At 59.9% G+C, this 12,111-nt stretch carries 7 protein-coding genes and 1 tRNA gene; 3 read left to right on the top strand and 5 right to left on the bottom strand.

What is annotated here, in order from left to right:
- Nucleotides 1–135: 135 nt before the first annotated feature.
- Nucleotides 136–2,766 (bottom strand): ribonuclease R family protein, encoded by a 2,631-nt coding sequence (locus tag LJD29_RS06065; protein WP_446744856.1) that lies wholly within the window; start codon nucleotides 2,764–2,766, stop codon nucleotides 136–138.
- A gap of 276 nt (nucleotides 2,767–3,042) precedes the next feature.
- Between LJD29_RS06065 and LJD29_RS06060 the strand changes: the two genes are divergently transcribed.
- Nucleotides 3,043–3,564 (top strand): bactofilin family protein, encoded by a 522-nt coding sequence (locus tag LJD29_RS06060; protein WP_446744855.1) that lies wholly within the window; start codon nucleotides 3,043–3,045, stop codon nucleotides 3,562–3,564.
- A 45-nt stretch (nucleotides 3,565–3,609) separates the two neighbouring features.
- On the opposite strand, the gene murJ is transcribed toward LJD29_RS06060, so the two are convergent.
- Nucleotides 3,610–5,205 carry a murein biosynthesis integral membrane protein MurJ gene (gene murJ / locus LJD29_RS06055; RefSeq protein ID WP_446744854.1) on the bottom strand — a complete coding sequence of 532 codons (1,596 nt, stop codon included), beginning with the start codon at nucleotides 5,203–5,205 and terminating at the stop codon, nucleotides 3,610–3,612.
- A gap of 118 nt (nucleotides 5,206–5,323) precedes the next feature.
- Between murJ and LJD29_RS06050 the strand changes: the two genes are divergently transcribed.
- A complete protein-coding gene (locus LJD29_RS06050; RefSeq protein WP_446744853.1) occupies nucleotides 5,324–6,244 on the top strand; it encodes a YeiH family protein in 921 nt (306 codons plus the stop codon).
- Nucleotides 6,245–6,301: 57 nt separating this feature from the next.
- Nucleotides 6,302–8,437 carry a prolyl oligopeptidase family serine peptidase gene (locus LJD29_RS06045; protein WP_446744852.1) on the top strand — a complete coding sequence of 712 codons (2,136 nt, stop codon included), beginning with the start codon at nucleotides 6,302–6,304 and terminating at the stop codon, nucleotides 8,435–8,437.
- A gap of 102 nt (nucleotides 8,438–8,539) precedes the next feature.
- Here LJD29_RS06045 and LJD29_RS06040 read toward each other — a convergent pair whose 3' ends face one another.
- The 3 genes from LJD29_RS06040 to LJD29_RS06030 form a co-directional block, all read right to left on the bottom strand.
- The gene (locus LJD29_RS06040; protein ID WP_446744851.1) at nucleotides 8,540–9,481 is read right to left on the bottom strand and encodes a tetratricopeptide repeat protein; all 942 of its coding nucleotides are present in this window, start codon (nucleotides 9,479–9,481) and stop codon (nucleotides 8,540–8,542) included.
- Between the two features lie 165 nt (nucleotides 9,482–9,646).
- Nucleotides 9,647–9,722: transfer RNA gene (locus LJD29_RS06035), tRNA-Thr, on the bottom strand.
- Nucleotides 9,723–9,915: 193 nt separating this feature from the next.
- Nucleotides 9,916–12,054 (bottom strand): S9 family peptidase, encoded by a 2,139-nt coding sequence (locus LJD29_RS06030; RefSeq protein WP_446744850.1) that lies wholly within the window; start codon nucleotides 12,052–12,054, stop codon nucleotides 9,916–9,918.
- Between the last annotated feature and the right edge of the window lie 57 nt (nucleotides 12,055–12,111).

The raw sequence follows: 12,111 nt of genomic DNA, 5'->3' as shown, positions 1-12,111 counted from the left end.
GAAGGTCACAAGGAAAATCCGCCAAGGGTTTTGCGACCTTCGCGGTGAATGTTTTATTGGGAAATAGAGGTGCAGATTCCTCACTCCGCTCGGAATGACAATTCCTTAGTGGCGAAGGAAACAGAAGGGCATGCGCTATTTCTTGCGCTTGCCCTTTGCCTTTTTCGGAATGCGGTAGGACTTCTGCCCGCTCTGCTGCATGCTGCCTGGCTTTTTCTTACGCGTGCCTTTTTTCGCGCTCTTGCCTGCGACATTGGCAGCAAAGGCTGGAATCGGTCCTTTGGCTTTGTTCCGCTTCTTTTCTTTCTTCTTTGCCTTCTGGGCGCGCGTCTTCGGTGCGGGCGTGCCTTCTGCTTCCCCTTCATCGACGATGGAGAATTGCAGGCGCTTCTCGATGGCGTCGATGCGTTCGAGCAGCACGCGCACGCGCATGCCGAGGCGGAACTTTCTGCCCCAGTGCTCGCCGATGATCTCGCGCGTGTTTTCGCGGAAGGTGTAGTAGTCGTTGTCGAGCGCGCCGAGGCTTTGAATCGGCACCAGGCCTTCGACGAAGAGGTCGTCCAGCTCGACGAAGAGCCCGTACTTGGTGGCAGAGAGGATCAGCGCGTCGAAGTCTTCGCCCACGCGGTCCTGCATGAACTTGATCTTCTTCCAGGCGACCAGTTCGCGTTCGGCTTCGGAGGCGCGGCGCTCGTTTTCGCTCGACTCCTGCGCGATCATGGCGAGTTCGGCTTCAGAGAGAATCTCGTGCGCGGATTCGATTCTGATTGTTGAGCTCTGAGGCTGGCGCTTCGCATGCGGTTCGCCATCGGAGAGTACGCCGTGTCCGTCGATGCCTTCGTTCAGTAAGGCCTTGGTGATGCGATGAACGATCAGGTCGGGATAGCGGCGAATCGGTGAGGTGAAGTGTGTGTAGCTGGGCGCAGCCAGCGCGAAGTGTCCTTCGTTTTTCTCGCTGTAGCGGGCTTGCTTAAGCGAGCGCAGCATCAGGTACGAAAGGATGCGCTCCTCGGGCTTGCCGGAGATCTTCGCGGCCAGCTTCTGATACATCTTCGGCGAGACCGGCATCTCCTGCGGAACTTCGTGCTGGCGCGCGTTGCGCCCGCTGCCGTGGCGGTCGCGCCGGTCACCGCGCGTCTGGAACTTGCGCACCGGTAGATTGCCGAGTCCCAGAGAATAACCAAATGACGCGGCGATATCTTCGAACTCGACAATGCGGCGCGGCTCGGGCTTTTCGTGAATGCGGTAGATCGACGGCACTCCGAGATTTTCAAGCCATGACGCGACCGACTCATTCGCCGAAAGCATGAATTCTTCAATCAGCCGGTGCGCCCAGTTGCGCTCCGAACGGGTGACCGATTTCATTGCGCCGAACTCGTCGAACTCGATGATCGGCTCGGGCAGATCGAAGTCGATAGAGCCGCGCAGTTGTCGCTTGCGGTTGAGAATTCCGGCAAGCTGCTTCATCTGCTCGAAGCGCGGCACAAGGTAGCCGAACTGCGTGCGTGTTTCTTCGTCGCCGTCGAGTATGTTGTGAACCTGCGTATAGGTCATGCGCCGGGCCGAGCGGATGACGCCCTCGGTGACCTCGTAGCCGGTGATGTTGCCGGAGCTGTCGATCTCCATCAGGCAGGAGAGCACGAGGCGATCTTCATCGGGACGCAAGCTGCAGATGTCCGTCGAAAGCTCCTGCGGCAGCATGGGGATGGCGCGGTCGGGAAAGTAGACAGAGTTGCCGCGCAGCCGCGCTTCGAGGTCGAGCGCGGAGCCCGGGGTGACGTAATTCGCTACGTCGGCGATGTGGACCTGCAGGTGCCAGTTGCCAGTGGCTTCGTCGTGTTCCACGAGCACGGCATCGTCGAAGTCGCGCGCGGTCTCACCGTCGATGGTGACGATGGGAAGATCGCGGAAGTCGCGGCGCTGCGCGATGATTTCGGGGTCGAGCTTTGCGACAGACTTTGCTTCGGCGAGGACGTTGTCGGGAAAGATTCGCGGCAGATGATGCTTGCGGATGACCATTTCGACGTCGATGCCGAAGTCATCCGGGTGGCCGAGCACTTCGACGACGCGACCCTTTGCTGGATGGGTTGGCGTCGGCCATTCGGTCACTTCCACGTCGACAACGAGGCCTTCGAGGGAGTCGTTGTCGTAATGCTGGGTCGCCAAAGCCTCTTCGCCGAGGACGCGGTGTTCGGAGCCGGCCTTGGGTCGCGGCAACGTCACGTCGTCCGGGATCAGGATCGGCTGGTTCATGCGCTCGTCGAAGGGACGGACGTAGTTGCCGGGAAGGCCTTCGCGTCTGCGACGCCCGCTCGATTCGTGGAAGATGCCGACGACCATGGGGTTGCGGCGGGTGAGCACGCGCAGGATACGTCCTGCTCGCCTGCCGTCGCGGTCGGGCGGGAAGGCTTCCACCAGCACCTGGTCGCCCTGCATGGCGCCCTGTATCTCGTTCGGCGGGATGAAGATGTCGTCTTCGCGGCTTCCCGAGCCGGTTGGGCGGACGAAGCCGAAGCCGTCACGGTGCAGGTCGAGGCGGCCGGCGACGAGGTTGTCACGGTTGCCGGATTTTGCAGGAGCCTGGGGAATACTCCAGTAGTCGTCGCTTGTGATGAGGTGGCCGGCGGCGGTGAGCCGCGCAAGGTGTTCGAGCAGCAGGCGGCGCTCGCGTCCGCCGCCGAGCGACAGCTCACGGACAAGTTGTTTGTATCCCGCCTTTTGTCCCGGCGAGCGTTCGATGCGGCGAAGGAGTTCTCGGTCGGTCACGGGGCCCTCAAAGGCTATGGTACGGCAGGCTGATCCGGAGCTGTTCCAAAGAGGTAACGGGGAGAGGACGAAGGGCGGAAAAGATCGGCGGGAGGTGTGCAATTTTTTGGAATGCGTGTATAAGATCGAGGTAGAAAGCCGGTTGCGCGGCAAAGTTTTACGAGGGATCAGAAGTACGTGCCTTACCGGTTCCAGGCAGCGATATGACGGGGGAACGATTCCCGCCGGGGTTGCCACGGTAAGAGCAAGCAGAGGAAGAAGAGAGGAATAATTACGATGTGGAAACCGAGTCAGTCAAGCAGCTCTTCCCAGACGCCTGCAAACGAACCCATTCGTCCGTCGGCGCCTGCAACCCCCAGCTATGAGCCTACGAGCCGTCCCGCTGCGAGCAGTTCTCAGCCGGGCGCCTCAGCCGAGCAGGCTACGATCGGCAAGAGCCTGGTCGTGAAGGGTGAAGTGACCGGATCCGAATCGCTGTACATCGATGGCAAGATCGAAGGCGCCATCAATCTGCCCGGAAACCGCGTTACCGTCGGCCGCAATGGCCAGGTTTCCGCCAACATTACCGCCCGTGAAATCGTCGTCCTGGGTAAGGTGCGCGGCAATATGAATGCCAGCGACCGCGTCGACATCCGCAGCGAAGGTTCGCTGACCGGTGACGTCTCGGCGCAGCGCATCTCCATCGAAGACGGAGCCTTCTTCAAGGGCGGCATCGATATTCGCAAGCCGGGTTCGAGCGAAGTGAAGCCGGCGACCACCTCGTCGGAAGCCCCGAAGCCGGTTCCGGTCCAGGCCTAACCGCTGCAAAATGAGAAGCCCCGGCTTAGCCGGGGCTTTTTGCCTTTACCGGCGCTTTCGCAGCCTGCCGAGCAGTTGTTCCGGCAGCGCCGAGCCGGTAATTTTCAGAACGCCCCCGGCAATCGCAACGAAGACCACGGACGCCACGCATAGCAGCAGCAGCTCACGCATACGGCTGGTGGTCGAGAAGAAGCGCAGCAGCCCGGCCAGGGCCGCGTAGCTAAGGCCTGCGGCAACCAGCGAGCGGCCGAGTTCCGCATATTCAAGTCCGCGCAGGGGAGCCATTTTACGGCGATTGAGCAGGATGGCCAGCGTGAGCGTCTGGATGAGGATGCCGACGTCCGAGGCGATGGCCAGCCCCGGTGCTCCCATGGCCTGGTAGAGCGACCAATAGATTGGTAGCGATGCGATGGTGACGATGGTTCCGGCGACCATCGGCGTGAGGGTGTTTCCGGCGGCATAGAAGGCGCGTGCGTAGATAGCCTGTGCCGACCAGAGGCATAGTGAAACTGAGAAGATCGCGAAGTAGCTCGCCATGGTGCCTGAATCCGCGCGGTGAAACGCCCCGCCGCGCAGGAATAGGTCGACGGCAGGGAAGGCCATGGCGATCATGAACGCTGTCAGCAGGATCGAGAAGGCCAGGATGCGGGAAACCGATGCGTTGACCGCTTTCGCGAATGGCTCGCGGTCGGCTTTGCCGTAGAGTGTGGCGAGGAAGGGAAGCGACGCGGCGCCGGCGGCCTGTCCGATAGCTACGGGAGCGGTGAAGAGCTGCTTGGCGTAGGTCAGCAGCGAAATTGCGCCGCCGGTGTGCGAGGCGAAGTAGTTGATGATCCAGTTGTCGGCTGTCACCAGGGACACGCCGAGCATGAGGGGCACAGACATCCGCACCCATTCGTGGAGGCCCGGGTTTGACCAGTCGAGCCGAGGCCTGAAGCGCATGCCGGCGCGGTGCGCCCAGATGGCGTTCAGCAGGAAGGGCCCGAGGAATGCTCCGGCGACCGCGCCGATGGCCAGCGAGGACGCTCCCATCTGGTGAACGAGCAGCACGCCGCCGAAGATGATGCCGCAGTTGTAGACGAGCGGCGTAATCGCCTGCACCGCAAATTGCTTGCGAACCAATAGGACCGCGGCAAAGACGCCGCCGGCAAGAAAGAAGAGCTGGGCGGGAAGCAGGATGCGTGTGAGGTGCACGCAGAGCGCGGCCTTGTCGGGATCGTTTTCGAAGCCCCGCAGCAGCAGTTTTACGTAGAGCGGCGCGGCGAACTCCGCCACGATGATCGCCGTGCCCAGCACCAGTGCCATGGTGGTGAGAATGATCGACATTACGCGCTCGCCTTCGGCTTCCCGGCCGGAGTCGCGATAGCGAGTGAGCATGGTGACGAACGTGATGGACGCAGCGCCCCCGACAAGGAAGTACGAGATCATGTCCGGCAGCTGGAAGGCTGCGTTGAAGGCGTCGGCTGCGGCGGTGCGTCCGAGCAGGTAGGCAATGTATTTGGTCTTCACCAGTCCAATGACGCGCGAAGCCATCGCGGACGCCATCAGCAGCAGGGTCGCGGTAAAGGCCGTGTGGCTGTGCGAGGGCCGGAGAACAGAGAGCGCGGAGCGCCAGCGTGGTGTGGAGGAAGAGGCAGGCATGCGGTCAGCCCTGATTTTACAGGGCGGGCGCATGCGTCGCCGCCTATAAGAAATCCGAATAGCGCATCAGGATTTCTGTCTGGCGATCAATCCAGCGCGGTGACAACCTGTGATTGTTATGACAAAGAACCTATTCTTCGCAGGTATCATTCTCGCAGCGGCGGGAATTCTGTCTCCTCCGCTGGCGCTCGCGGCAGGACTTGCTTACGGCCTGCTCGTTGTACATCCCTACCATCTCGATGCGCACCGTCTCTCGAAATTCCTGTTGCAGGCTTCGGTTGTGTGTCTTGGCTTTGGGATGAACCTCGGACAGGTTGTGAAGGTTGGCAGCTCGGGAGCGCTCTACACATTCTTCGGTATCGCCTTCGCTCTCAGCTTCGGACTGCTTCTGGGACTTCTGCTGAAGGTGAACCGCATCCAGTCCTTCCTGATCTCTGCCGGGACCGCGATCTGCGGCGGCAGCGCCATCGCCGCTCTGGGGCCGGTGACCAACGCAGGTGAGGAAGAGATGGCGGTTTCCATGGGCACGGTCTTCGTGCTGAACTCTGTCGCTCTGTTTCTCTTCCCGGTGATCGGCACCGCGCTGCATCTTTCGCAGACCCAGTTCGGATTGTGGGCGGCTCTTGCCATCCACGACACCAGTTCGGTTGTCGGAGCTGCCGCGAAGTACGGCGCTGTCGCGCTGACGGTGGGCACGACGGTGAAACTGGCTCGCGCTCTCTGGATCGTGCCGGTCGCTCTGGGAGTGGCTGCGATACATAAGACCGGATCACGCGTGAAACTGCCGTGGTTCATCCTTCTGTTTGTTATAGCGGCGGTGATGAACAGCTACGTGCCGTGGTTGCATTTCGCGTATCCCGGCCTGGCGCGGCTGGGTAAGCTTGGACTTGCGGTGACGCTCTTTCTGATCGGCACCGGCATCACGAAGCGGACGATCCGGCAGGTTGGTGCGCGGCCCATGATCCAGGGCGTGGTGCTGTGGATCGTCACCGCCAGCCTCTCACTCTGGGCCATCGTCCATGGTTGGATTCACCTGTAATTACGAGTTGTCTCGCGGCTTCCTTTTAGTACGATGTATTTCAATTGAGGGAGCCAGATGCTGAAACATTACTTTGATCGCTTTACCCCAGGGTGGCTGGCGGTTGCCGTAGCCACCTTTTCTCTTTGCGCGCAGGCGCAGCAGGTCCATGGAAAAAACGGCATCACACTGCCGCCACCGCCGGTCGCCGCCGTGCATACCGTCGTCGACGACTATGACGGCACGAAGATCGAAGACCACTACCAGTGGCTTGAAGACGCGAAGAGCCCGGCGACACGCGCCTGGATCGACGAAGAAAACAAATACACGCAGAGCTATGTCGATCAGCTCAAGAACCGCTCCGAAATCGTAAAAGGTCTCACGGCCCTGCAGCGTGTCGATGTTTACTCGATGCCGATGAATCGCGGTGGCAAATACTTCTTCGAAAAGCGGCTTGCGGCCGAGAACCAGTCTTCTATTTACTATCGCGAAGGCTGGAAGGGTGAAGACAAGCGGCTGATCGACGCGACGAAGCTGAGCGCGGATCAGAACACTTCGGTCACGATCCAAGACGTTTCCGAGAACGGAGATCTTCTCGTGTACGGAGTTCGCCAGGGCGGCGCCGACGAGGAATCGATTCACACGATTCACGTTGCTACCGGCAAGGAGATGCCTGACGTACTGCCGTCGGCTCGCTACTTCGGCGTGAACCTTGCTCCGGGCAACACCGGCTTTTATTACTCCAGGTTCACGCACGATGGCACGACGGTCTGGCTGCACACCTTCGGGCGGCCCTTCGATAAGGACGAGAAGATTTTTGGCGGAGAATATCGCGGCGTCAAGATGGGCGAGCTCGATCTGATCATGGCGTCAGTGAGCGATGACCAGCACTATCTCTACATCACGATGGAGCATGGTGTGCCGGCGACGCGTGACGACATTCTCGTAAAAGATTTGCGCAAGCCCGGCAGCGAATTCGTTCCACTCGTTTACGGGGTCGAGGCGCACTTTAATGCCGGAAACATCGGCGACCGCTTCTTTCTGCGGACAGACTATGAGGCGCCCAATGGCCGGCTCCTCGAAGCCACGCCGGGCCAGCAGCCAGGGGAATGGAAGAAGGTTGTTCCGGAGGGTAAGGATGTTCTCGACAGCTTTAGCATCGTCGGTGGCAAGCTATTTGTTTCGCGCCTCCACGATGTGAAGACTGAGACGACTATCTACTCGCTCGACGGCAAGGAGACGGGGAAGCTGTCGTATCCGGGCATCGGCTCCGGGACAGTTGTCTACGGGCGTCCGACCGCGAAGGAGGGCTTCTACAGCTTCGATTCCTTCATCGTTCCGCCGACGATCTACCGCTATGACACCGCGACAGGCAAGTCCGAAGTCTTCGCGCGGCCCAATGTGCCCTTCGATTCCGATCAGTACGAGATTACGCAGGTCTTCTTCAATTCGAAGGACGGCACGCGCGTTCCCATGTTTATCGCCGGTAAGAAGGGATTGGCGAAGGACGGCAAGGCCCGCCTGTTGATGACCGGATACGGCGGCTTCGATGTTCCCATGCTTGCAGATTGGAGCCCTGAAGACGCCTGGTGGATGCAGCAGGGAGGCTTCTTTGCCCTGCCCAACCTTCGCGGTGGCAACGAATATGGCGAACCATGGCATAAGGCTGCGATGTTCGAGCACAAGCAGAACGTCTTTGACGATCTCTTCGCTGCAGCGGAGTACCTTATCCAGAACAAGTACACGACCCCCGAACGCTTTGCCTTGCGGGGCCGCTCCAATGGCGGATTGCTGATGGGCGCAGCCATGACCCAGCGGCCCGATCTCTTCGGCGCCATCTGGTGCGGCTATCCGCTTCTCGATATGCTTCGCTATCAGAAGTTCGAATTCGGGCGGCTTTGGACCACGGAGTACGGAAATGCCGAGAACGCAAAGGACTTCCACTACATCGTGAAGTACTCGCCCTACCAGAATGTGAAGAAGGGGACGAAGTATCCCGCGATCATGTTCTTCACCGGCGATGCCGATACCCGCGTCGATCCCATGAATGCTCGCAAGATGACGGCGCTCATGCAGGCGTGGAATGGCAGCGACAGGCCGATCCTGCTGCATTATTCGCTAAAGGGCGGACACAGCGCGGGCGTCTCGGTGTCGCAGCTGGTTGAGGACCAGGCGGACGAGCTGGCTTTCCTCTGGAACGAGACCTCCTGGTAGATCATCGAGTCCTGAGAAAAAGGCGCAGGCTGTCATCAGGCCTGCGCCTTTGTTTTTGGGCAAAGAGGATCGAAATTGTTCCGATCGATGGGCCTGGTGGAACTAACGGCTCTTGCTGGGCAGGAGCAGGAGATTTTGCGGCTGGGTACCCTGCCTGCGTGCAGGAGCAGTGTTGCGCCATGCGATGGAGATCTTCTCGCGATCGAGGATTTTGCGCGCCTGGCCGCGCGCGTGGTTGGCCCATGGGCCAATCGGATCCAGTCGCAGATAGGTCATCCAATGACCCAGCGCCCGGCGGCGATCGTTCGTCCGTTCGAAGGCCAGGGCCAGGTTGTAGTGCGCGTCGGCGTAACTCGGCGTGAGTTGAATTGCGCGCTGGTAGGCCGCGATCGCTTCAGGCAAACGCTGCAGCTCGTCGAGAGCGTTTCCAAGATCGAAAAAGGCCAGGGCGTAGTTTGGGTCTGCCTCGGTAGCTTGCCGGTAGAGTGCTTCCGATTCTGAAAACTGGCGCAGATTGTAGAAGATGGTGCCCAGGTTAATGGCTGAGGGTGCGTGGCGCGGGTCGAGGCCAAGAATCTCCTGGTAGAGTTCCAGGGCATCGTTGGTCTTGCCGGATTCCTCGAAGTGCACCGCTTCCATAAACAGCGCCGAGACCTGTCGGGCGCGTTGCACCAGGCCGATCTGCACCGCTTCTACCCGCAAAATGGGCTGCGGCTTCTCGAAATCGAGGAGAAACTGGCCTGCAACCGGGTCCATAACAGAGCCGGAATGGCGACAGATGAGGCGTGAACCGCTTCGGGAAAGTCCGGCCTCAAGTAGCGGATTCGCCATGCCGGAAGCCGCCTGCATGGCGACGATGCCGGCGCGAATACTCGCCGAGGAAAGTCTCGTAGCGCGCAGGTCGCGGAGTTTACGAAGCTGTACGAGATCCTGAAAGCTGTAGGTGCTGGCTACAGAAATGAGTGCCGCCCGCTCCCAGGCACGTAGCTGCTTGGCGCGAATGCGAAGAATCCGAAGTACATCTTGACGGCTGAATCGGGTCACAGTGGTTGTGCTCGTAAGGATTACCGTCACCTGCTTTGAGCCGATTATCGGACGCAATGGATTGCAGTACAAGATACCCACTATGAAATTTCAGTGGATAAAACGGTACCAAACATGGTGCAGAAGCAAAAAAATGGTTTTTGGGAATGGAGAAAGGGATGCTACTGGAGCCGACGACCGGACTTGAACCGGTGACCTGCCGATTACGAATCGGCTGCTCTACCAACTGAGCTACGTCGGCCTGTGGGGTATTTCTTCTAGATTACCAGACGGCCCGCCGAACCCGCAGCCGTCAAGGCTTGACGAGGGATGCCGCCATCTCCTTGATTTTAACCTAGAGTGGGCTGGTTGGGGCCTTTCGAAGGGCCCCTGCAAGCAAAAATCCCAGGCCAGGACCGGTCTGGGATTTTTGCTTTCCCGCGTTCCATTTCCGGCTATTTCTTTTTGGAAGCTTCCAGGTGGGTCGAGAACCAGTTCAGCTCGCGTGTCAGGCTGTCGATCTGATGGGCCGGTTCGTTGAAAATGTGCGGCTCGCGCGGATAGACGACCATGGCCGCCTCGTCTCCGGTGAAGCGAAGCGCGTGGTAGAACTCCTGCCCCTGGCCGAGAGGCACGCGAACGTCTGCCCCGCCGTGCAGCACCAGGACCGGGGTGTGGCAGTTGGCGGCGAAGCGGACGGGCGAGTGTTTGTCGAGTTCGTCCTTGCTCTGGGCGTAGGGCCCCATGTAGCTGTCGAGATAGCTGGGAGCGATATCGGTGGTGGTAGCCATGCTGTAGATGTCGGTTACGGCGGCGCCGGCCATCGCGGCTTTGAAGCGATCGGTGTGGGTGACCGTCCAACTGGTCATGAAGCCGCCGTAGCTCCAGCCGGCGATGACCATTTTGCCGGGATCGGCCATGCCCTGCGCAATGACCCAGTCGACGCCCGCCATCACGTCTTCGAAGTCGCCACCGCCCGAGTCCTTGTAGTTTGCCTCGACGAAGTCGAGGGATTGCCCCATCGAACCGCGATAGTTCGGCTGCAGGACGACGTATCCCTGCGAGGCCAGCAGGGTTGCGTAGTTGTACCAGGTCGAGCTGAAGCCTACGGTGAAAGATTCCTCCGGGCCGCCGTGCACATGGATTGCGGTCTTGTAACGCTTGCCCGGAGTATAGCCCGGCGGCAGTGAAAGCACGCCGTAGATGGTCATGTGGTCCTTGGGATTCGTCCAGCTGACTTCGCGCCGCTCACCCAGGAGCCAGTCCTTCGTTTGGGGATTGGTGTCTGTGAGCACCTCGATGTGATTGTTCTTCCAGACGGAAACCTCTGCTGGCTGCGTCGGGCTTTCGCCGAGGAAGGCAACGGTGTTGTTCTCTTCAGCCGGGTCGAGGTCTTCCGAGGTCGGAGGCATGTCCTTTAGCTGCGTTGCCGCGAGTGTTGCCGGGTTCACGTCGTAGGCTTCAGTGTGCGAATGCACGTAAGAGTTCACGAGCAGGTGATTGTCCTTGAACCAGCGAATCTCGGCGAGCGTGCCGGGCAGCTTGTCTTCAAGCTTGGCATCGGCTCCGGTGCTGAGCGTGTGGACGAAGTGCATGTCCGCGATGCGCTTCTCGGTGAAGCGCGAATAGACGATCTTCGAGCCGTCTGGAGAATACATGGGCTCCTGGTAGCCGGAGTTCTTCTCGATTACCTTGCTTATGTTGCCGCTGGTGGTGTCGAAGATCTCCACGACCGAGACGCGCCAGTAATCGTCGATGCGCGGCGTTGGCGAGACGCGGGAGATGATCGAGGCTCCATCCGGCGACCAGTCGATGGTGTTGATATTTACATCCTGGCGGGTGAGCAGGCGTGCCTGGCGCGTGTCGAGGTCATAGATCCAGAGGCGATCGTAGTGATACTCGCCGTCGATGATCTCGCGGTCGTCCTTCTTGTCTTTCTTGCGGCTGCGCTGCTCGGGCGTGTCGATATCGGTCCGAATGAAGGCGATGTGCTTGCCGTCTTTCGACCATTTGAAGGAGCGAATGTTGCCGGGCAGGTTGGTCAGTGGTTGTGCCTCTCCGCCGTTCAGCGCAATGATCCAGAGCCCTGTGCTCTTCTCATCATCTCCACTCGCCTTTTGTTCTTTGGCCGGAGCGTTTCCGGACTGAATCAGCTCTTTAGGAATGTCGCCCGGATAGGTGCCCGCAGCAAGGCTGAAGCTGTACGGAGATCCTGGCTTCGTCATCGGATTGGGGCGGTCGGATAGAAACGCGATCCGCTTTCCATCTGGAGACCATGCCGGAGCGCGGTCTGCTCCCGCACCCGAGATGAAGAGACGTGCGCTGCCGGTCTTGTCGGCATTCACCAGCCAGATATGTTCTTCGCGCGGCTTGCCGTCCGGCTGCGGAGTGCCAACCGTGTAGGCGACCATCTGCCCGTCAGGAGAGATCTTTGGTGCTTCAATCGTCTTCATGCCGGCGATGTCTGAAGGCTGTACAACGTGTTTCTGTGCGAAGGATAAGGCGGGCAGGCTGAGCGCTGCGAGAGTAAGGAGCAGGCTGGGACAACGGTGAGCAGTACAGCGGGAACGGGAAGAGAAAGAGAGGACGTTCATGAAAACTCCTGCTGTGATCTTTTGGCTTACGGCAGCATAGCCGTGAATGTAGGAAAT

Origin of the sequence: Silvibacterium acidisoli (genome assembly GCA_022870745.1) — a bacterium.
GTDB lineage: Bacteria > Acidobacteriota > Terriglobia > Terriglobales > Acidobacteriaceae > Silvibacterium.
Note: the sequence above shows the minus strand (reverse complement) of the source record. Positions and strands in the feature narration are given on the sequence as shown.

Excerpts from the sequence above, each read along its gene's own strand:
- LJD29_RS06030 (WP_446744850.1), bottom strand. The coding sequence starts at position 12,054 with ATGAACGTCCTCTCTTTCTCTTCCCGTTCCCGCTGTACTGCTCACCGT.
- LJD29_RS06045 (WP_446744852.1), top strand. The coding sequence starts at position 6,302 with ATGCTGAAACATTACTTTGATCGCTTTACCCCAGGGTGGCTGGCGGTT.
- murJ (WP_446744854.1), bottom strand. The coding sequence starts at position 5,205 with ATGCCTGCCTCTTCCTCCACACCACGCTGGCGCTCCGCGCTCTCTGTT.
- LJD29_RS06050 (WP_446744853.1), top strand. The coding sequence starts at position 5,324 with ATGACAAAGAACCTATTCTTCGCAGGTATCATTCTCGCAGCGGCGGGA.
- LJD29_RS06060 (WP_446744855.1), top strand. The coding sequence starts at position 3,043 with ATGTGGAAACCGAGTCAGTCAAGCAGCTCTTCCCAGACGCCTGCAAAC.